The 22,251-nt window shown below is 45.8% G+C and carries 18 protein-coding genes; 7 read left to right on the top strand and 11 right to left on the bottom strand.

All coding sequences use genetic code 11. From position 1 onward, the window contains the following. Positions 1–3 precede the first annotated feature (3 nt). Both trkA and SDE_RS00095 read left to right on the top strand, forming a co-directional pair. Positions 4–1,437 (top strand): Trk system potassium transporter TrkA, encoded by a 1,434-nt coding sequence (gene trkA, locus SDE_RS00100; protein WP_011466506.1) that lies wholly within the window; start codon positions 4–6, stop codon positions 1,435–1,437. Positions 1,438–1,475: 38 nt separating this feature from the next. Next, positions 1,476–2,924, top strand: coding sequence for a TrkH family potassium uptake protein (locus SDE_RS00095; RefSeq protein WP_011466505.1), 1,449 nt, complete (start codon positions 1,476–1,478; stop codon positions 2,922–2,924). Positions 2,925–2,941: 17 nt separating this feature from the next. Here the strand turns inward: SDE_RS00095 and SDE_RS00090 are convergent, their stop codons facing one another. The 3 genes from SDE_RS00090 to SDE_RS00080 form a co-directional block, all read right to left on the bottom strand. After that, positions 2,942–3,430: a TIGR00645 family protein gene (locus SDE_RS00090; protein WP_011466504.1), complete on the bottom strand. Its 489-nt coding sequence runs from the start codon at positions 3,428–3,430 to the stop codon at positions 2,942–2,944. Between the two features lie 493 nt (positions 3,431–3,923). Then, positions 3,924–4,454: a hypothetical protein gene (locus tag SDE_RS00085; RefSeq protein ID WP_011466503.1), complete on the bottom strand. Its 531-nt coding sequence runs from the start codon at positions 4,452–4,454 to the stop codon at positions 3,924–3,926. A 64-nt stretch (positions 4,455–4,518) separates the two neighbouring features. Continuing rightward, positions 4,519–5,406, bottom strand: coding sequence for a lysophospholipid acyltransferase family protein (locus SDE_RS00080; protein WP_011466502.1), 888 nt, complete (start codon positions 5,404–5,406; stop codon positions 4,519–4,521). A gap of 312 nt (positions 5,407–5,718) precedes the next feature. Here SDE_RS00080 and glyQ point away from each other — a divergent pair, with 312 nt between their 5' ends. The 5 genes from glyQ (at position 5,719) to SDE_RS00055 (ending at position 11,491) form a co-directional block, all read left to right on the top strand. Beyond that, the gene (glyQ, locus tag SDE_RS00075; protein ID WP_011466501.1) at positions 5,719–6,675 is read left to right on the top strand and encodes a glycine--tRNA ligase subunit alpha; all 957 of its coding nucleotides are present in this window, start codon (positions 5,719–5,721) and stop codon (positions 6,673–6,675) included. Further along, a complete protein-coding gene (glyS, locus tag SDE_RS00070; RefSeq protein ID WP_011466500.1) occupies positions 6,672–8,744 on the top strand; it encodes a glycine--tRNA ligase subunit beta in 2,073 nt (690 codons plus the stop codon). Before glyQ ends, glyS begins: the two co-directional genes overlap by 4 nt. A 113-nt stretch (positions 8,745–8,857) precedes the next feature. After that, positions 8,858–9,580, top strand: coding sequence for a lysophospholipid acyltransferase family protein (locus SDE_RS00065; protein ID WP_011466499.1), 723 nt, complete (start codon positions 8,858–8,860; stop codon positions 9,578–9,580). Between the two features lie 2 nt (positions 9,581–9,582). Beyond that, positions 9,583–9,999 carry a DUF6524 family protein gene (locus SDE_RS00060; RefSeq protein ID WP_011466498.1) on the top strand — a complete coding sequence of 139 codons (417 nt, stop codon included), beginning with the start codon at positions 9,583–9,585 and terminating at the stop codon, positions 9,997–9,999. Positions 10,000–10,051: 52 nt separating this feature from the next. After that, positions 10,052–11,491: a two-component system sensor histidine kinase NtrB gene (locus tag SDE_RS00055; protein WP_011466497.1), complete on the top strand. Its 1,440-nt coding sequence runs from the start codon at positions 10,052–10,054 to the stop codon at positions 11,489–11,491. A 70-nt stretch (positions 11,492–11,561) separates the two neighbouring features. Here the strand turns inward: SDE_RS00055 and SDE_RS00050 are convergent, their stop codons facing one another. From SDE_RS00050 to dnaA, 8 genes are all read right to left on the bottom strand, one after another. Then, a complete protein-coding gene (locus SDE_RS00050) occupies positions 11,562–12,077 on the bottom strand; it encodes an RDD family protein (protein WP_011466496.1) in 516 nt (171 codons plus the stop codon). 76 nt (positions 12,078–12,153) lie between these two features. Continuing rightward, a complete protein-coding gene (locus SDE_RS00045) occupies positions 12,154–12,537 on the bottom strand; it encodes a DUF4870 domain-containing protein (protein ID WP_011466495.1) in 384 nt (127 codons plus the stop codon). 50 nt (positions 12,538–12,587) lie between these two features. Further along, positions 12,588–14,528 carry an acetoacetate--CoA ligase gene (locus SDE_RS00040; RefSeq protein ID WP_011466494.1) on the bottom strand — a complete coding sequence of 647 codons (1,941 nt, stop codon included), beginning with the start codon at positions 14,526–14,528 and terminating at the stop codon, positions 12,588–12,590. A 216-nt stretch (positions 14,529–14,744) separates the two neighbouring features. Continuing rightward, entirely contained in the window at positions 14,745–15,218 is a 474-nt protein-coding gene (locus SDE_RS00035) for a GyrI-like domain-containing protein (RefSeq protein WP_011466493.1), read from the bottom strand. A gap of 170 nt (positions 15,219–15,388) precedes the next feature. Next, positions 15,389–17,815, bottom strand: coding sequence for a DNA topoisomerase (ATP-hydrolyzing) subunit B (gene gyrB / locus SDE_RS00030; protein WP_011466492.1), 2,427 nt, complete (start codon positions 17,813–17,815; stop codon positions 15,389–15,391). A 36-nt stretch (positions 17,816–17,851) separates the two neighbouring features. Further along, the gene (recF, locus tag SDE_RS00025) at positions 17,852–18,955 is read right to left on the bottom strand and encodes a DNA replication/repair protein RecF (RefSeq protein ID WP_011466491.1); all 1,104 of its coding nucleotides are present in this window, start codon (positions 18,953–18,955) and stop codon (positions 17,852–17,854) included. A gap of 48 nt (positions 18,956–19,003) precedes the next feature. Further along, entirely contained in the window at positions 19,004–20,107 is a 1,104-nt protein-coding gene (dnaN, locus tag SDE_RS00020; protein WP_011466490.1) for a DNA polymerase III subunit beta, read from the bottom strand. A 187-nt stretch (positions 20,108–20,294) separates the two neighbouring features. Next, a complete protein-coding gene (dnaA, locus tag SDE_RS00015; RefSeq protein ID WP_011466489.1) occupies positions 20,295–21,869 on the bottom strand; it encodes a chromosomal replication initiator protein DnaA in 1,575 nt (524 codons plus the stop codon). Positions 21,870–22,251: the final 382 nt, after the last annotated feature.

Below are 22,251 nucleotides of genomic sequence, written 5' to 3'. Positions count from 1 at the left end.
CACATGAAGATTATTATTCTGGGTGCCGGACGGGTGGGTGGCACACTGGCCGCAAACCTGTCGAGCGAAGCTAACGACATAACCGTAGTGGATAGCAACGAGCTATACCTGCGTGAACTGCGCGACCGCATAGATATTCGCGTTGTTGTTGGCCATGCCTCGCACCCAGATGTATTGCTACAGGCCGGCATTGAAGATGCCGACATGTTGATTGCCGTTACCGGTATTGATGAAATCAACATGGTTGCCTGCCAAATTGCTCACAGCTTGTTTCGCACTCCCACCAAAATTGCTCGAATACGCTCGCAGGAATACGCCGGCTACGAAGGCCTATTTCGCAGCGAAGCCGTACCCGTGGACGTTATTATTAGCCCCGAGCAATTGGTATCTGACTACATTTGCCGCTTAATAGAACAACCCGGCGCCCTACAAGTATTGGATTTTGCCGACGGCCAAGCGCAATTGGTGGCAGTAAAAGCCTATTACGGCGGCCCGCTGGTAGGGCAAGAATTGCGCTACCTGCGCAAACACATGCCCAACGTAGATACCCGCGTAGCAGCCATTTACCGTCGCAATCGCCCAATTACCCCCGACGGCTCCACCGTAATTGAAGCCGACGACGAAGTCTTTTTTATTGCCGACAAGGCCGATATTCGCTCGGTAATGAGCGAGTTGCGCCGCCTAGATCGCCCTTATAAACGCATTATTATTGCCGGTGGCGGCAATATCGGCCTGCGTTTGGCCAAGGCATTAGAAAAACAATATTCCGTTAAAGTGATTGAATACAGCAAATCGCGCTGTAACTTCCTAACCGAAAACCTTTCGCACTCTATTGTGCTTAACGGCAGCTCGTCCGACCAAGAACTACTGCTAGAAGAAAACATAGAAGACACCGATGTGTTTTTAGCTGTAACCAACTCCGACGAAGCCAATATTATGTCGTCTATGCTGGCTAAGCGTATGGGTGCGCGCAAGGTACTCACACTTATTAGCAACCCCGCTTACGTGGATTTAGTACAGGGTGGCGAAATAGACATTGCTATCTCCCCCCAGCAGGCCACCATTGGCAGCTTGCTTACCCACGTGCGCCGTGGCGATATAGTTAATGTGCACTCACTTCGCCGCGGGGCCGCAGAGGCAATTGAAGTGATTGCCCACGGTGACGAAAAAACCTCTAAGGTGGTTGGCCGAGCAGTAGAAGATATAGACCTGCCAGAGGGCGCAACCATTGGGGCTATTGTGCGCGAAGTGCGCGAGCCCACCACCAACGAACAGGGCGAACCCACCAACACCGGCGCTATTATTCGCCACGATGTGGTGATTGCCCACGACGACGTTGTGATAGAAACCGGCGATCACGTCATTGTGTTCTTGGTAGATAAACGCTACACCCGCGATATTGAACGCTTGTTCCAAGTGGGCTTTACTTTCTTTTAGCTTTATAAGCGCTTCGCTTTTTAAACACGGGCTTAACCATGCACTACGCCATCATTTCTAAGGTACTTGGCATACTATTAATGCTATTTAGCTTAACCATGGTGCCGCCCATATTTGTTTCATTGTTTTATAAAGATGGCGCCTACCTCAGCTTTATTATGGCTTTTGCCATTACCTTTAGTACCGGCGGCTTGGCGTGGTTGCCCGTCTACCGCGTGCGACAGGATTTGCGCACCCGCGACGGCTTTTTAATTACCTCTCTATTTTGGTCGGTACTGGGCATATTCGGTTCGCTGCCGTTTATATTGGCCGAGGCCACCCAACTAACCGCCGTCGACGCGGTGTTTGAATCTCTTTCTGGCCTCACTACCACTGGGGCCACAGTACTTACCGGCTTAGACTTTTTACCTAAATCTATTCTCTACTACCGCCAGCAACTGCAGTGGTTGGGGGGCATAGGTATTATTGTTATCGCCGTGGCGGTACTGCCTATGCTAGGTATTGGTGGTATGCAGTTGTACCGCGCCGAAACCCCAGGCCCAGTAAAAGACAGCAAACTCACCCCGCGCATCACCGAAACCGCCAAGGCGCTGTTCTTTATCTATGTAAGCCTTACCCTCGCCTGCTTATTCGCCTATTGGGCCGCCGGTATGAGCTTGTTCGACGCCATAGGCCACGCTTTTGCCACCGTCGCAATTGGTGGCTTTTCCACCCACGATTTAAGCATTGGCTATTTCGACAGCCCACTTATTATGCTTATTTGCATGGTATTTATGGTGCTCTCTGGGGTTAACTTCGCGCTGCACTTTTACGCGTGGCAGGCGCAAACCATACGCCATTACCTGCAAGACCCCGAATTCAAATTTTACGCATCCATGATTTTGCTAGGCGTGTTTATTACTGTGAGCTATCTATTTGGCAAAGGTACCTACGGCCTTAGCGAAAGCGCCATAAAAGGCAGCTTCGAGCTAATCTCGGTGCTAACCACCACCGGTTTTGGCGTTGCGGATTTCTCTCTGTGGCCCACCTTCTTACCTTTTTTAATTTTTATGTTTGCTTTTATGGGCGGCTGCGCAGGCTCTACGGGTGGGGGCATCAAAATGATGAGGGTACTGCTCATTATGAAACAAGGGGTGCGCGAAATTCACCGGTTGATCCACCCGAACGCGGTTATTCCCATAAAAATAGGCACCAAAAGTGTTTCAGACAGAGTCGTAGAGGCGGTTTGGGGTTTCTTTGCAATTTACGTAATAGCCTACCTCACAATGACCATTGTGTTATTGGCAACAGATCTAGACTTCGTAACCGCATTTACGGCTGTGGGTGCATGCTTGAACAACTTAGGCCCGGGCTTGGGCAGTGTGGCTTCCCACTATGGCGACTTAAACTCTGCCGCCAAGTGGGTGTTGTGTTTTGCCATGCTGTTGGGGCGTTTAGAGGTTTTCACCCTTTTAGTGTTATTTACCCCGATGTTTTGGCGAAGATAGGCGATTTTAAAGCCTTTTTATTTTTTAGTAATAGTATCTAAAAACCCCATAGCAAACGCGGACGCTACAAAAGTTAAGTGTATAACCACATACCAAAGCAACTTATCGTTTGGAATTGTTTGCGCCGCCATAAATACTTTAAGCAGGTGGATAGACGAAATAGCCACAATACTTGCGGCAATTTTGGCTTTAAGTGATGAAGAATCCATTTTGCCCAACCAGCTTAGCTTTTCTTCATCTTCACTAATATTTAGCTGTGAAACGAAGTTTTCATAGCCACTCATCATCACCATAACTAGCAACCCGCCTACCATGGCAATGTCGATCATACTCAACACCACCAAAATCATATCGGCTTCTTTAAGGTCTATCACATGCAAAAGTAGGTGTATTAGCTCCTGAAAAAACTTAATGGCCAACGCCAGTACCGCCAAGCTCAAGCCCAAATATATAGGCGCCAGTAACCAGCGCGAACGGTACATTGTTACTTCAATAAACTTTTCCACGTTTTACCTCTATATATATTGCCAATAATAAGTCGTTAAACCACTGCCGCAGCCCAACACTACTTTATTTAATAACGCGCGATAATAAACCTACAGCACATAGGTGTCACTACAACTACGTCTATCAGCCAAACCACCTCTCAAAACCACGCCAACGTAGGGTTAAGCACTGCCTACCATGGCGGTATTCAACACTAATTTCACCGGTTCGCTTGTATTGACGCTCAGCCACGGTGTTTACTTAGTAGCAAATGCAAACACAACATAAATGCGATAACAAACATCGGGTCCAACCCTTCCACTACAGATAGTAACTCCACCAATTCAGCGACCATTTTGCCTCCCTCATGCGTTAGTTTTCCTTAACGTACACGAGGTTTTAGATCTAGCAAATTTGATGGAAACAACAGTTATCGCGCGCAGTAAATTACTAGGCGGGACGGGATTAGTGGGCGGTGCCCACCCTTGAGTTTAATTAGAGCTTAGTGGGTTGTTACCAAGACTTACCGTCAACAGGCCCTTCAATTTGGGCGATAATCTTTTCGATAAGTACTTTTTGATTTGCGTTAGGCTGGCCTTCGAAGTTTGCGGCGCTATTTAGCATGCTCAAAAAGCTTGTTTTATGATGAGATTGAAACTGCTCAATGCTTGGGCTGAGTACTGCTTTAACTTCTGCATCTATATCCATTACATCTTTTAGCAAATAGCACGATGCACCGTATAACTCGGTTGCTTGATCAGTTGTTATTCTAAATTCTGTAGCAAACAAATTAATTAAATCGGCCTTAGCATCTCGCGATAACTCCCCTTCTTTTAACGCTACTGCCGTTACCAGTAGTGCCGCTGCTTCCATTGGGTCTGTTAAGCGATGTATTGGCTTGGTGCCTAAGCTTTTTTCCCATTTGCGCCTGCGCATCCAATAGAAAGGGTTAAAACCATTAAGGTTTACACCTGCGTTCTGCAGGCTGTGCAACGCCCAAACTAATCCTGCAATTGCCGTGATTAAACCAATTAGAATATGCATATGTGCTCCCTGCTTGTAATTTTTCTTAAATAAAAGTCTATTTTCGGTGATTATAGCCGCTAGATTAGATGTTTTTATAAAACTTCTGCCCACTGGGCGGGGTTTTTCTAAAGCGTTTGTATTCCCATTGGTATTGCTCTGGGCACAGGTCAACACAGGTTTCTACACAGCTATTTAAGCCGTTTAAGCTTGCGGCTAAGTCGGGGTCGTAGATAGCTGGGTCGGGGTCTAGGTAGTGAATTTCAAACCCACCGTTTACGCGCTTAGCCAAGCCAGTAACGACTTTGCACTGTGTGCGTTGAATTAGGCCGTGCAGTAGCGTCATGGTATAGGCTGGGTGGCCAAAAAAGTCTGCGAACTCGCCGCCCATATCTGGGCATTGATCGGGCAATATACCTACCATTTCGCCGCTTTTAAGCGCTTTTAGCAGCTTGGCTACCCCTTTTGCGTTGGTGGGCACTAGGGTCATACCGGTATTTTCACGACTGCGAACAATAACGCGCTCTAAATATGTCTGTTTAGGCGGTTGGTACATACAAGTCGCGGGCGCGATGCTTGGCAACGACGCACCCAATACTTCCCAGTTGCCAATATGGGGCGCCAAAACAATCACGCCTTTGCCTTCATCCAACGCGGCGTGCAGCTTGTCTAAGCCGTAAACGGCTAGCGTGCGCTTATTGCGCCACTGCTCGTTGGAGCGCCACACAGAAAATATCTCGAACGCCAAACGGCCAGTTTGCAACATACTTGCTCGCACTAAGGCGCGTTGCTCTTGCTTACTTAATTGCGGAAAACACAACGCAATATTGCGCGCCGTTACTCGTGAATTGCGATCGTTAAATAATAGGCACAATTTCGCAAAGCCCGCCCCCATACCGCGCGCAACGCTAAGGGGTAAGCTGCCTAATACTGCTACGGTGGCTTCAACAAGCTTGGTTTTTAGCTGGGTCATTAGTTGTGCGTTACATTAAATTTGCGCAATTTTGCCAGCTATCCCCCGCCGCTTAAACCGTTATTCATTTTAAAAACTTAAAAAACATGGTTTGCGAGCCATCACATAGGGCTTTTTTCAGTATTGGCTAAGCCACAGTTAACAACAACTAGGTAGTTAGTACTTACTACTTATATTGAATTGAGGATAGTAGAAGTAGGCCTTGAAAGGCTATAATCGCGGGTTTTCTGAGGGCTGTGCCCACTTTAAGTCTTCGCGCTGTTACTTCGCGCTTGTTAAAGACAAAAATTTACCCGATTGGGAGTATTTAACGTGTCAAAACCGGATGTATCAACCTTTCAAGGTTTGATTCTGGCCCTGCAAGAGTACTGGGCTAAACAAGGCTGTGTTGTTCTACAACCCTTAGATATGGAAGTAGGCGCAGGTACATTTCACCCCGCTACTTTCCTGCGCGCCATAGGCCCAGAAACTTGGAACACTGCCTATGTACAGCCCTGCCGTCGCCCTACCGATGGCCGCTACGGCGAAAACCCAAACCGGTTGCAGCACTACTACCAATTCCAAGTTGCGTTAAAACCCTCGCCCGATAATATCCAAGAGCTTTACTTGGGTTCGTTGGCACACTTGGGCCTAGATACCAATATTCACGATATTCGCTTTGTGGAAGATAACTGGGAATCGCCAACGCTTGGCGCCTGGGGCTTGGGCTGGGAAGTGTGGCTTAACGGTATGGAAGTTACCCAGTTTACTTACTTCCAACAGGTTGGCGGTTTAGAGTGCTACCCCGTTACCGGCGAAATTACCTATGGGCTTGAGCGTATAGCCATGTACCTGCAGGACGTAAACTCTATTTACGACCTAGTATGGACCAAGCGCCCAGACGGCGGCATTGTGACCTACGGCGATGTATTCCACCAAAACGAAGTAGAAATGTCACACTTCAACTTTTCGGAAGCCAACGTTGAGTTTTTATTTCAAACCTTCGACGTGTGCGAAGCCGAATCGCGCCGGCTTATAGAAAAAGGCCTGCCCCTGCCCGCTTACGAAATGGTTATGAAAGCCTCTCACGCTTTTAATTTGCTAGATGCGCGTCAGGCTATTTCGGTTACCGAGCGCCAGCGCTTTATTTTGCGCGTGCGCACCTTGGCCCGCGATGTTGCCCAAGCTTATTTCGATGCCCGCCTAAAACTTGGCTTCCCGTTAGCAGACCCAAAACTGCGCGACGAAGTAATAGCCCGAGTGGAAGCTGAGATGGAGAAAAAAGCATGAGTTATGAATTTTTAGTAGAACTTGGCACCGAAGAGCTGCCACCTACGGCATTAAAAACCTTATCTAACGCGTTTACCCAAGGTATTTGCAACGGTTTAGATAGCGCCAAACTAAGCTATAGCGCAGTAGAAAGCTACGCTACCCCTCGCCGCTTGGCTGTATGGGTAAAAGATTTAGCGCAAAGCACACCAGTAGAAGATTTAAAAGTTTGGGGCCCACCCGCCGCTATAGCCTTTAAAGATGGCGCCCCCACCAAAGCTGCCGAAGCCTTTGCCAAGAAAAACGGCGTCGAAGTTAGCGAACTTGCTACCGAAAATGACGGAAAAGCGGATAAGTTGGTAGTAAATGCTAAAGCTGGTGGTGAAGCTGCAGCCGACTTACTAGAAGGTATTGTTAATGCATCCCTAGCGGCCTTGCCCATTAGCAAGCGCATGCGCTGGGGCGCCAGCCGAGCGGAATTTGTTCGCCCTGTGCACTGGGCTATTATGTTGCTAAACGACGATGTTTTACCTGCAACCTTGCTAGGTAAAGCAACAGGCAACGTTACCCGCGGCCATCGCTTTCACGCCAACACCGACATTACTATTCAAAATGCACAAAGCTACGCCAGCACTTTGTTAGAGCAAGGTAAGGTAGTGGCCAGCTTTGAAGACCGCCGCGCAACCATCGCCAAACAAGTTGCCGAGCAAGCTAAAAGCCTAGGGGGCGAAGCGGTAATTAGCGACGACCTATTAGACGAAGTAAGCGCATTGGTTGAATGGCCGGTTGCACTTGGTGGTCGTTTTGACGAATCGTTTTTATCGGTACCCGCCGAAGCACTTATTTCTTCAATGAAAGAGCACCAAAAGTACTTCCACGTAGTAGATAGCAAAGGCGCATTGTTGCCTTACTTTATTACTGTATCCAATATTGAAAGTACCGACCCTGCGCAGGTTATTGACGGCAACGAGCGCGTTATTCGCCCGCGCTTAGCCGACGCCGCCTTCTTTTTTGAAACCGATAAGAAAAGCAGCTTAGAAGCTCGTCGCGAAAAGCTTAAGTCGGTAGTGTTCCAAGCGAAGTTAGGTACCATTTACGACAAAACTCAACGCATTACCGGTTTATCGCAGCATATCGCCGACAAGTTATCTATTGATGCAAGCAATGCGGTGCGTGCTGCGCAACTGTGTAAATCTGACCTTGTAAGCAATATGGTGTACGAGTTCCCAGAGATGCAGGGCATTGCAGGTTACAGTTACGCACTGAACGACGGCGAAAACGAAACTGTTGCGCAGGCAATTGTTGAACAATATATGCCTAAATTTGCGGGCGATACTCTGCCAGCTAGCGACGAAGGCACCATTGTAGCCTTAGCAGACAGGTTAGATACCATTACCGGTATTTTCGGCATTGGCCAAACGCCTACAGGCTCCAAAGATCCTTTCGCCCTGCGCCGTGCATCTCTGGGTGCGTTGCGCTTGCTGGTAGAAAAGGGTTACGAGCTGGACTTACGTGATTTAATTACTCAAGCCGCCGGCCAATTTAGCGACCTGCCTAAAGCAGACTCAGTAGTAGAAGATGTATTGGCATACATGCTTGAGCGCTTCAAAGCTTGGTACGAAGAAGCCAATATTCCTTCTGAAGTATTCCAAGCAGTAAGTGCAAAACAGCTTTCTACGCCGTTAGATATTAACAATCGTGTTTACGCTGTTAATAGCTTCTACTCATTGCCGCAAGCTGCTGCACTGGCTTCGGCCAACAAGCGTGTGTCGAATATTTTGGCCAAAAACGATGCTGAAGTAGCCGGTGAAGTAGATGCAGCATTACTTACCGAAGCCGCCGAAATTGCCTTGGCCAAGCAAGTGCAAAAAATGCAAACTGCGGTTACCCCGCTGTTAGCCGAGCGCAACTACGAGCAAGCCCTAACAACATTGGCAGGCTTGCGCGAAGCAGTAGATAGCTTTTTTGACGATGTAATGGTGATGACCGACGACCTAGCCGTAAGAAATAACCGCTTAGCGCTGCTAAGCAAACTGCGTGAACTGTTTTTACACGTAGCAGATATTTCTTTGTTAGCGGTTAAAGCGTAATTAGTAAATACAGTGGTAGGCCCTGTGGCTTGCCACTTATTTTATTGATTGATTTTTAGTAGCAGCAAGTACGCTTCCCATTTAGCTGTGGTTGTATAAAGGATTGCATTATTTTGTCTTCTGTTCGCAATACTGTTTTCACAATTGTTTATGCGCTTAGCGTTATATTTTACGGCACACTTTCGTTAACGCTTTATGTGTTACCTACGCGTGCAAGGCACAAAATTATATCCACTTGGACAAACTTTATTATTTGGTGGCTAAAAATTAGCTGCAATATAAACCACAAACTAGTGGGTGCAGAGAATATAAAAAACCTCCAATCGCCTGTAGTGGTTATGTCTAAACACCAAAGCGCATGGGAAACGTTTTTTCTGCAAACAATTTTTTGGCCGTCTTCAACCATATTAAAAAAGGAGCTAGTAAAAATACCTTTTTTTGGTTGGGGTTTATTGGGTTTGAACCCAATACCTATAGATAGAAGCAACCCGCGCGAGGCACTCAAGCAAGTAAAAGCCGGTGGCTTAAAGCGCATAGAAGACGGCTATAACTTAATTATTTTTCCTGAAGGTACACGCTTGGCACCGGGCGAGCGCAAGAAATATGCGCGCAGTGGTGCAGATATTGCGGTGGCCTGCGGCGCCGATGTGATTCCGGTTGCGCACAATGCTGGCACCTGTTGGCCAGCCCGCAAAAAAGGCAAAATAGCCGGCATGATAGATATTCACATAGGCCAACCTATTTCTACTGCCGGCAAAACCAGTAAACAAGTAATAGACGAAGTGGAAAACTGGATTGAATCCACCATGGAAACCTTACCGTTAAAGCAGGCTTAACTATGCAAAAATTTACTTGGAGTGGCTTCGGGTTACGCTTCTTATTCGCCTTGGTATTGGTGTTAGCCACCTATAACCCTACCGGCTATTCCTACGCACATTGGTTCGGTAATTTATTTCCATCTATTACAGCCGCCGTGGCACTGTGCGGCATAGTACTTACCATAGGCTGGGTAGTTTATGTGCGCGCAACACTTCGTTCACTCGGCCCCATTGGCCTTGGCTTAACCGGCGCCTTGTTTGGGTGCCTTATATGGCTATTTATAGATTTAGGCTGGCTATCGCTTGAAAATATATCGGTCATTACTTGGTTAATACTAATAGTGCTGGCTGCTATTTTGGCATTAGGCATGTCTTGGTCCCATGTGCGCAGGCGCTTATCGGGCCAAGTAGATACGGATGATCTAGACGATAATTAATCCACCTAGGCGTTAGCTCCTATTTTTACTGCATACAAGATGTAAAAAATTTATGAAGAAGTATTTGTTTATAGCAAGCCAGTTATTTTTATTTACCTACGCTTGCCAAGCGCATGCGGGGTTTATGCATTATTTTAAAAACCCCGATGGCTCTACTAAGTGGCAACACATTGCCAACTTTTCGAGCAGCGTTTTAATTTTATTATTGTTAATTACCGCTATATTTTTGTTCTTTAGCGTACGCCGCGCCCACAAAGCTAACAAAGAACTTAAATTAATACGCGACGATTTAGAGCAGCGTGTAATAGAGCGTACAGCAACCTTAGACGAATCTAACCGCCTATTGCAACGCGCCAACCAAATGCTAGAAGGCGAAATAAGCCAGCACAAAGAAACCACTGCGCTTTTACAATCGTCTGAGGCTTACACCAAAAGCATTTTAGACTCTATGCCGCTAATGCTTATTGGACTGAATAAAGACCTGGGTGTAACCCAGTGGAACAACTGGGCAGAAAAGTCCACCGGTATACCAGCAGATAAAGTTGTAGGCAAATACCTTTGGGACGCTTACCCCACCATTACCCTTACACCCGATCAAATTAACGAGGTGTTAGAAAAAGGTGAAACCGTCACCATCAAACACAGCCAACGCGGCCAGTATTATTTCGATATTACTATTTATGCCCTTAAAGGCCATCGCGAAACAGGCCTTGTGGTACTGGTCGACGATGTAACCCAACAGAGCAAAGCCGAGAATTTGCTAATTCAACGCGATAAGTTTTCTGCAATGGGTGAACTTGCAGCCGCCATGGCGCACGACATTAATATACCGTTGCGTGCCATTGTGCGCGATATTCACGAGTTGCGTGAAAATATTAGTGGCGAAGAAATTAGCCCGCGCACACTTACGCGCTGGTTAGACGACGCTAAAGAAAACAGCCGTCAAGCGTCGGCCATTATTAGCCACCTGCTTGAATTCTCGAACAGCGAAAGCCAAGAGAAGCAGCTTACTTCTATACCTAATATTATTGATCACTCGGTATTAATTGCAGGCTCTATGTTCTCCGATACCGATGGCCTGAAGTTTAAAGATATTCAAATAGAACGCAATTACGCTAGTGACCTACCCCAAGTACCTTGCCATATTTCAGAACTGCAACAGGTATTTTTAAGTTTGCTGCGCCACGCCTGTTACTCGTTGGTTAAATCACCCAAGAAGAGCGAAAAGCCGAGCATCAATATTTCGGTAAGTGAATTCTACGATTCCATGTGGATAAAAATTCAACACAATGGCCGTGGCTTAACAAGCGACGAGCAAATGACCATATTCGAGCCCTTCTACCAGAACGAAGCTATCTCGAATGGTTGTGACTTAGAAAATCGTTTGTCGTTTTCTTATTTTATTATTACCGAGCACCATCACGGGCAAATGGCTGTTACGTCCGATGAGAATGTAGGCAGCACGTTCCATATTCAATTATTGCTGCGTTAAAAATTACAGAACAAAAAAAGCCCGCATTAGGTATGTAGCCTATGCGGGCTTTTTTATGGCTGTGTGGTTATTAATCTTGCTGTACTTTAATAACTATGGTGTTGGCAATTAAATCGTGCACACACTGTTTGCTCTTACCAAAAATAAATAGCACATCTACAATGCTCATCCATGGGCCAATAAACGGCACTATAGACGCTACCTGAACAGGCAACACCCGAAAGCTCATTACTTTACCCAAGGGCAATATCTCATGGGTACTCGCACTTACTATTTTAGTACCCAACAGTTTTTTACCTATAGTTTGGCCGTTGGTATAAAGAAAGTAGCCGTTTAGGCAAACAAAAATAAGCAAACCAATTGCGGTTAGGGTAAGCGTTAGCAAAAAGGTAGGCTTCTCGCCACTTATAATGGTTTCCCATACTCCTAGCACAATCATCACAGGAATATATACCGCCATAAAAGCAATGCTATCTACTATTGCACCGCCCAGCCTATACCAGCGCCCAGCAAGCTCAATTTCACTAACATTATTTTCATCTAACAATTTAGATTCAGGCGCTTTATAAATATCATTATCAGACATTACTGTTTCCGTTTTTAATTTATTTTAGATATAAAAAAGCCCGAATTAATCCGGGCTTTTTGCAAACTTAGAATTGTTACACTTTAAAAAATTTGATGCTAATTGGGTAGGGCCAAAGCTCGCCATTGTTTGCTTTAATAGCGCCAATAACAATAAACACCAAGCTAGTAATACACACACCAATTAAAAGCGGTATACCAATTACTAGAGCAATTAGCATAAAGGCTACAACGCAGTAAATAGTAGAACTAATTACCCAGTTCAACACTACTTTACCGTGTTTATTAATATTCTCGCTTTGGTCTTTATTGGTTGCCCACATAACAATCGGTAAAATTAGGCCGCCGAATGGAATAATAAAGCCAGTAAGCTGAGATAAATGCATCAACATTATAAATACGTTTTCTTCCATACCCCACGGTTTAAATTCTGAATTCGACGATGTTGGTAACTCGCTCATAGGTCACTCCCTGTTGTTTAGCGTTAATGTACTAGCAGGTTTTGCACCTGCTAGCGGTACAGCTCATATTCGCTTAAACACTCTGGGTTGGCAATAGCGTCTATATTAGTTATTTCTTTTCCGTTAACTATTCGACTTACCGCTAACTCCATCTTCTTACCTGAGCGCGTGTAAGGAATATCCACCACGCTTATTACCCGCTTAGGTACATGCCTTGGCGTGGTGTTTTGTTTAATACGCTGCTTAATCTCAGTTATTCGCCCGTCAGTAAGGGTCTGGTTTGGCATGGGCTTAACAAATAGGTATAAATCAACATCGCCGTCCACTTGCTTACCTATGCACACAGTATCCTGTATGTAATCAAAGCTTTCGGTTTGACGGTATATTTCACTGGTACCTATGCGCACCCCGCCAGGGTTTAGGGTGGCATCACTGCGGCCGTAGATAACCGCCCCGCCGTGTTCGGTTATGGCAATAAAGTCTCCGTGATACCACACGTTCGCAACTTGGTTAAAGTATGCATTATTTATTTTCTGGTTGTCGGCGTCGTTTAAAAAACCGAGCGGCCTAGAGGGAAAGCTCTGCCGGCAAATTAACTCACCCTCTTTACCGCGCTCTACTCTAGCACCATTTTCATCCACGCAATCTACCGCCATACCCAAGCCTGCGCACTGCAACTCACCTTTATACACAGGTAGCAAAGGGTTACCTAAAAAGAAGCAGCCCAAAATATCAGTGCCGCCCGAAATGCTCGCCAGTGCTACATCTTGCTTTATATGTTGGTAAACAAAGTCGTATTGCTCGGGCAATAAGGGTGAGCCGGTAGAAAGTATTGATTCTAAGCTCGCTAAATTTAGCGTTTTTAGCCCGTCTGTTTCGCCTTCTAAAGCTTTAAGAAACTTTGGCGAGGTACCAAAAATATTGATATTAAGTTTATCTATTAAGGCACAGTAATCGATTATAGTCGGCTTGGTTGGGCTACCTTCGTATAGGGTAACGGTGCCGCCAAAAAATAAGCCGCTAACCAGCCAGTTCCACATCATCCAACCGCAGGTAGTAAAGAAGAATAGATTCTTTTGTTCGGTCACATCTGCGTGCAAACCCAGCTCTTTAATATGCTGCAACAACACACCGCCCACCGTATGCACAATGCATTTAGGCTGGCCAGTGGTGCCCGACGAATACATTATGTAGAGCGGGTCTGCGAATTTTCGCTTCACGTATTTAGGCGTTTCACACTCGCTAGTGGTGTTTACAACCTGTTGCCACATTTGAGCATTGGGAATCGCAGCTAAGGCCGCGTCTTGATCGGCATCGTTTAAAAAGTCGACCAATATCACTTTTTTGATGCTTTTTACTTTTTTAACGATGTTCGCTATTTTTTGCGTTAAATCGAATCTTTTACCGTTATATTGGTAGGCTAGCGCCGCGATTAAAACTTTGGGCTCCGATTGCCCAAAACGGTCTATAACGCCCTCTTCACCGAAGTCGCAACTCGTTGATGTAAACACACCACCCAGCCCTGTTGCGGCCAGCATACTTATGGTTGTGGCCGGTATATTGGGCATATAACAGGCCAGCACGTCATCTTCTTTAATGCTATCGGCAATACCTGCCTGCAAAGCAGCAACACTTTTGCGAAGGTCGGCATAGGTAATACTTTGTACCTCGCCCGACTCTAAAATACCGTATAGCGCGCGCTGTTGTGGTTTGCCCTTATGTAACAGGTTTTCGGCAAAGTTAAGCTCAACATTGGGGAACCAACCATATTCACTAAAGCCCCAATCTGTATTGGCGGGCAGTAAAGAACCGCTGTATTGCACATCGAAGAAGTCGAACAGGCTAGTCCAAAACTCGGCAGCACGCTCCACCGAAAACCGATGTAGTTCTGGGTAGGTTTCTATTCCTAGAGAGTAGCGAGAATTTAAGTATTGAATATACGCCGACATGGTACATGCCGCTTTGCGCTCTTCGCTGGGTTGCCAAAGCACGGGGACCTCCTAACAATGTGGCCACAAATAAAGGTTTATTACAGGCACTAAACACGGAGAAACTTATTAAATTTGCGAGCAGCAAGGCGAAAGACTACAAAAACACCGTTGCTGCACTGCAGTATAAACCCAGATTATTCGCTTTGGCTAGATGGCTGCATATTTATCTTTGCCGGTTTCAAACTAGAGCCAACACCTTTAAATATGCGTAAGTTGTTAGCTGTGAGAAATAGGGATAAATAGATCTGTCTCCCATTTAGTCTCATTTAAAGTAGTCTCTGGCCCCACGCGATAGATTTCCCGAAATAGTTGCTTGCGGGTTTGCTGCGGGTACCTAGCTTTATACTCGGCACCGAAAGCAGTCCACGCCTCGTAAAGCCCCGTGTATGGGCCAATATGGGTTGTTTTAAATGCACTTACCGCGGGCAAGTCAATGGTTCTTACCTTTCCAACTGGTGCTAAATCATCGGCTATTGGAAAACCAACTTCAAAATCAAAATGCGTATCAAACACCGAAAGATGGTAGGCGAACATTGGGCCAACAGGCGACAAGCCTGCATTAGTAATAGCACCTAACACCGCATTCACAGCCGGCCCCATTTCTTCACTTACATCGCTTCTGGGGATAGTTAAATGCAGAGCGGCTGCCTTGATGCTAGGTAAACCTACTAACTCGTATTTATTACTCATATCTCTCACTCGGTTCTCGTTTTGCGGTAGATATTGGCAGTGTTGCTGTTATTACTAACGATAACTTAGCAGTTATATTTGCTTAGTGATTTTTTATTGGGGCAATAAAAAGCCCGCTTAGCGGGCTTTAGTTTTTATATCATCTATTAAAAATTACTTTCTAATAGTTTTTACACATCCAAGTTAGCAACAGAAAGCGCGTTCGTTTCAATAAATTCGCGACGCGGCTCTACGTTATCGCCCATTAGGCAGGTAAAGATTTGGTCGGCGCCGATGGCGTCTTCTACTGTTACTTGTAGCATGCGGCGAGTTTCTGGGTCCATGGTGGTTTCCCATAGCTGCTCGGGGTTCATCTCACCCAACCCTTTGTAGCGCTGAATACCGTAGCCTTTTTTGGATTCGGCCATAATCCAATCTAATGCTTCTTTAAATGTGCTAACTGGTTGCTTGCGCTCGCCTTTGGCAACGTAAGCACCCTCTTCGATTAAGCCGCTAAGGGTTTCGCCCAGTTTATGCATGCTTTTGTAATCTTCAGAGCCGAATAAATCTTCATTTAAACGGGTTTTATGGCCAACGCCGTGCGCAACAATAGTTAGCTCTGGAATAAAGGTGTGGCGCTCTTTGTTTTCGATGGTGTTAACAACGTAGCGGTGTGTTTTAGAGGCTGCGTTTAGCACTTCTAGTTTGGCAGTGAGTAGCTCGCACCACGCATCTACCGCTGCTTTGTCGGTAAGTGACTCTTTGTTTAGCGCGGGTAAGTAGATCATTTCTTCTAACACGTGATCTGGGTACAAGCGCGATAGCTTTTCGATGGTGCTCATCACTTTACGGTATTCAATAACCAGTGCTTCTAACTGGGCACCAGATAGCGGTGGCGCTTCTGCAGATACATGTAATGCAGAGGTTTCCATAGCTGCGTTAGTTAAGAATTGGGTTAACGCATCATCGTCTTTTAAGTATTGCTCTTGCTTGCCTTTGGCAATTTTATACAGCGGTGGTTGCGCAATATAAACATGGCCGCGTTCAATAAGCTCACGCATTTGACGGAAGAAGAAGGTAAGTAACAGTGTGCGGATGTGCGAACCATCCACGTCAGCATCCGTCATGATAATAATGCTGTGGTAACGCAGTTTTTCTGGGTTAAATTCTTGCGCACCAATACCACAACCGAGTGCTGTAATAAGGGTACCCACCTCTTGCGAGGATAGCATTTTGTCAAAACGGGCTTTTTCTACGTTAAGAATCTTACCTTTAAGCGGCAAAATAGCTTGTGTGCGACGGTCTCGGCCTTGTTTGGCGGAACCGCCTGCCGAGTCACCCTCCACTAGGTAAATTTCAGAAAGTGCTGGGTCTTTCTCTTGGCAATCGGCCAGTTTACCTGGCAGGCCTGCTATATCCAGTGCGCCTTTACGACGGGTCATTTCGCGCGCTTTACGGGCAGCTTCACGTGCGCGTGCAGCTTCCATCATTTTGCCCACAATTTGCTTCGCTTCTTGCGGGTTTTCTAGCAGGTATTCGCTAAACGATTTACTTAGCTCTTGCTCTACTGCTGTTTTAACTTCAGACGATACGAGTTTGTCTTTGGTTTGCGAAGAGAATTTAGGGTCTGGTACTTTTACAGAGATAATCGCCGTTAAGCCTTCACGGGCGTCGTCACCAGTGGTATTTACCTTCTCTTTCTTTAGCAGGCCTTCAGATTCTATGTAGCTGTTTAGGTTACGCGTTAATGCAGCACGGAAACCCGCTAAGTGAGTACCACCATCGCGCTGTGGAATGTTGTTGGTGTAACAGAATATGTTTTCTTGGAAGCTGTCGTTCCACTGTAGTGCTACTTCTACACCTACACCGTCTTCTTCGCGGAAGGTAGAGAAATGAATAACTTTGTTTATTGGGTTTTTATTCTGGTTTAAGTAACCAACAAAGGCCTTCAATCCACCTTCGTATTCAAATACATCTTCTTTACCGCTGCGCTCATCAATTAACACAATGCGCACGCCAGAGTTCAAGAACGATAGCTCACGTAGGCGCTTACCTAGTTGATCGAAGTGGAATTCGATATTGGTAAAGGTTTCTGCAGAGGGTTTGAAATGAACTTGGGTACCAGATACTTCCGTCTCTCCTATAACTGTAAGCGGTGCTTGAGGAACACCGTGGTGATATACCTGCTCAAATACTTGGCCACCACGACGAATAGTAAGCGTTAATACTTCAGATAGTGCGTTAACAACCGATACACCCACACCGTGCAAGCCGCCGGAAACCTTGTAGGTATTGTCATCAAACTTACCGCCTGCGTGCAGTACAGTCATAATTACTTCTGCTGCAGACACACCCTCTTCGTGCATTTCGGTAGGAATACCACGGCCGTTGTCCGACACGGTTACCGATTCATTAGGGTGAATTACAACTTTAATCTCGTTACAGTGGCCAGCCAAAGCTTCGTCGATGGAGTTATCTACAATCTCAAACACCATGTGGTGCAAGCCAGTACCGTCGTCGGTATCGCCAATATACATACCTGGGCGCTTGCGTACTGCATCTAAACCTTTAAGTACCTTAATACTGGAGGAGTCGTAATTGCGTTGTTCTTCACTCATATTATTTTCCTAAAACCTACATCACTGTGGGTAATATTATTGAGAAACCGTTACTTCACCTTGTTTCACGTGAAACATTTTTATTGCTTCGTTCTTTTGTAGGGGCCATACAGACGCTAACTTATTCGCGTCCACCCCTGTAACAAATACCTGCGCACCTAAATTACTTAGCCAGCCACTGAGTATAGCTATATGATTTGCATCCAACTCGGAAGGCATATCATCTAACAGGAACACCGGCGTGCGCCCTATTTGTGTTTTGTAAACTTGCGCTTCTGCTATATGCAAAGCGTTAATTACTGCCTTCTGCTGGCCGCGAGATAAAACCTCTACTGCAGGCGAGCCATTAGCTGTAATTTTTAAATCAGATTTATGCGGGCCTAAGATGGTGTAGCCTAGTTTTCTATCACGCGCGAAAGCCTGCTCTAACTGTTTTGGAAAGCTTAGCTCCCCCTCTTTCCAACCCGGCTGATAAGCCAACGTTAAATCTACGTTATCCGCAAACTTACACTCACCCATAAGCGCTTTAAACGCCTGAATAAGCGGTGTTATACACTCAACACGGCATTCATCTATGGTAGCCGCCAACCCTGCGATTTGCTCATCCCAGGGGCGTAGGTCGGAATAGGCTATTTTATCATGTCGCAGCAAACTATTCCGTTGTTTTACACATTTAACGTAGTTTGCCCAAGCTGTTTTGAATTCATGTTTCACGTGAAACACTAACCAATCAAAGAACTTGCGCCTAGCTTTAGAGCCACCCTCTAACAAAGCAAAGGTATGGGCATCTATTATCTGAACAGGTAAGTTGGTGGCGAGCTGAGCGGATGACTTTGCACTTAAACCATCCAACTTAGCTGTGCTCTTGCCAGACCACTCGCGTTGCACACCTACCTTAAATGCGTCACTACCTTCTACCGTGGCAAACACAGTAAATGCTGTAGTTGTGTCTTGAATCAGACGTCTGTACTTGTGGGTACGAAAGGATCGACAGTGAGCAAGTACGCTTATAGCTTCTAACAGACTGGTTTTACCCGAGCCATTTTCACCGTAAACAAGGTTGAGCGTTGGGCTTGGTGTTATATCTACCAAGCCCAAATTGCGAAACTGCTGTACTTTTAAGTTCGAGAGATGGGGCACTAAAGCGGCCTAAGAACTAAAGGGAGGAAAATAACCTATCGGAATAGGTTATAGACGCATTGGCATTACTACATATACAGAGTCGGCGTTTTCTGGCTCTTCTAGCAAAGCACTGCTATTAGAATCAGAAAGCGTCATTTTAATCTTGTCTGTATCTAGTACGTTGGTTACATCTTGTAGGTAGCTAACGTTAAAACCTACCTCAATTGAGTCACCTTCATACTCTACGGCTACTTGATCCTCAGCTTCTTCTTGCTCTGGGTTGTTAGCAATAATAGTAAGCTGGCCAGTTTCTAATAGAAGACGCACACCGCGGTATTTCTCGTTAGAAAGAATAGCTGTACGGGCAAATGCTTGTTTTAGTACAGCGCGCTCACCCAATACAATCTTGTCCCCACCCTTAGGTAATACGCGCTCGTAATCTGGGAACTTGCCGTCTACAAGCTTGGAGGTAAAGGTGTATTCAGTAGTGGTAGCACGAATATGGTTAGGGCCCATAGTTAGCTCAACATTTTCTTCTGAATCGTTAAGCAAGCGCGACAATTCAATAACACCCTTACGCGGCAAAATTGCCTGTACTGGCTCTGCTACATCTATATTGATTGGGCGAGTACACATGGCTAATCGGTGGCCATCGGTAGACACTACACGTAAAGCTCCTGCTCGCACTTCCCACAACATACCATTTAAGTAGTAACGAACATCTTGCTGCGCCATAGCAAACGCAGTGCGATCAATAAGGCGCTTAACCTCTTTTTGCTCGCAGCTAAAGTTAATATCGTTGCTGCCCTGCTCTACCGCTGGGAATTCATTGGCAGATAAAGATGAAAGCGTAAAACGACTGCGGCCACTTTTTACAGTAACTTTCTGATCATCAAGCGTAAACTCAATAACTGAACCGTCTGGTAGTGCACGACATATATCTAGGAACTTCTTAGCGGGTACAGTAATTTCGCCTTCGCTAATTGCCTGATCGACAGTTACGCGGCCCACAATCTCTACCTCAAGGTCTGTACCTGTAAGCGACAACTGCTCGCCTTCTAATACAATCAATACGTTTGCCAACACGGGCAATGTTTGACGACGCTCTACCACACCGGCAACCAACTGTAGTGGTTTAAGAATAGTTTCACGTGAAACAATGAATTTCATGGGAGGTTCCCTTTATATGTCCTGAAAAATTGCTATGTAATACTGCTATAGATTCGTTACGTTTTTTACGGGTTAACCTTAAGGGTTAAGCTCTCTAACAACTAAGATGTTATTTATATAAGTTGCTATTTATATTAGATATTTTGATAACCCGTAGGATACCACTGGGCACCCAGCGCAGGTAGCGTTAGGTGGTGAGTGTACGCAAAAGATTCTTAACATCTTCTCTAATATCTGCGTCCGACTCGATCATTTCTTTAATTTTACGGCATGCGTGCAAAACCGTTGTGTGGTCTCGCCCACCAAACGCTTCGCCAATTTCGGGCAAACTGTGGTGTGTTAGGTCTTTCGCTAAATACATTGCCACTTGCCTAGGCCGTGCTACTGAACGGCTGCGCCTTTTAGAGTGCAGATCCGATACTTTAATTTTGTAATACTCGGCTACTACGCGCTGAATGTTATCGATACTTACTAGGCGGTCTTGCAGGGCCAACAAATCTTTAAGTGCTTCGCGCACAAGCTCTACCGAAATATCTCTGCCGGTAAAGTGGGCATTGGCTATCACACGCTTTAGTGCTCCTTCTAACTCACGCACGTTAGAGCGTATACGCTGGGCAATAAAGAATGCCGCGTCGTTAGGTAAAGGGGCGCCCACCTGCTCTGCTTTGCGCTTTAATATTGCCACGCGGGTTTCTAACTCTGGCGGTTCGATAGCAACAGTTAACCCCCAGCCAAAGCGGGATTTGAGACGCTCCTCTAAGCCATTGATTTCTTTAGGGTATCTGTCGCAGGTTAAAATAATTTGCTGACCGCCTTCCAAAAGCGCATTAAACGTATGGAAGAACTCCTCCTGCGACCGTTCTTTACCTGCGAAGAACTGAATATCATCAATAAGTAATGCATCTACCGAGCGGTAATAACGTTTAAAATCGTTAATGGCGTTTAACTGCAGCGCTTTTACCATATCGGCAACAAAACGCTCAGAATGCAGGTAAACCACCTTGGCACCGGGCTTGCGCACACAAAGCGCGTTACCTACCGCGTGCATTAAGTGAGTTTTACCTAAACCTACACCGCCATATATAAAAAGCGGGTTATACGAACCACCGGGGTTTTCTGCTACCTGCGTGGCAGCGGCCAAGCCAAGCTGGTTGGATTTACCCACAACAAAGTTATCGAATATAAAGGTAGGGTTAAGATTAGACTTGTGCTGTAAACCGCCCTCTACATCCACTTTATCTACTTTGCCCTGCCCCATAGGGTTATCGTTATAGGGTTGCGCGAAAGATTCAGTGTTGTAGCCATTATTAAGTGGCGCTGGCGGTGCAGCAGGCAATAATTCAACCTGGGCCATTTGCGACTCGGCTGGCATTTCAACCGCTGGCTGCTGGGGTTGCCGACTATAACTATTTGAGGGTTGGCTTGACGCTATATTTTGTCGCGGCGCCTCTTGCTGCCTTTTTTGCCGTGCAGCAACACCTTGGTTGGTTTCAAAGCTAGTGGAACGTCTAGGCGCAACACTAATTTCTACGCTAGTAATAGGATGGTGATCGGCGGAGGACAACAGCTCATCTATACGGCTTTTAAACTTGTCGTTCACCCAATCCAATACAAAGCGGTTAGGCGCAATTAAGTGGAGCTGATTACTGGCTTCTGCTTGCTGCACACGCAGGGGGCGTATCCAGGTATTAAACTGTTGTGCCGGCAATTCACTTTGCAAACTAGAGACACATTGCTCCCACGCAGATTCAGGCAATTCCATAACTCCAAACTTATAACTTTAAAACGACAAACAAAAACATTGCTACAGCGAAAGCTGTAGAGCCAAGAGCACAACACAACCAGCCCCGACTAATATCGGCAGAGACAACTGCGCACACCCTATTAGATATGGTGAATAAACAACCAACTACACTATGAAACTTAGATAAAAGGGACCGCTAAAAAGAAGACCCAAGGTATAAATTGGCGTGAAACACCTACAATGTTATTTTACGCGCCAAAAACCTTAAAGAAGACGGACATTTTACTGCTTTAAACAAAACTTATCCACAACCCATTTGAATTTTTAACCAAAACACCACACAAGCTTTGCTCTAGAGCACCTGTAAAGTATAGGCGCGATGCGGTAAATAACACGGCAG

It is taken from the genome of Saccharophagus degradans 2-40, from assembly GCF_000013665.1.
Taxonomy (GTDB): Bacteria; Pseudomonadota; Gammaproteobacteria; order Pseudomonadales; family Cellvibrionaceae; genus Saccharophagus; species Saccharophagus degradans.
This window is presented reverse-complemented; position numbering and strand designations above follow the sequence as displayed.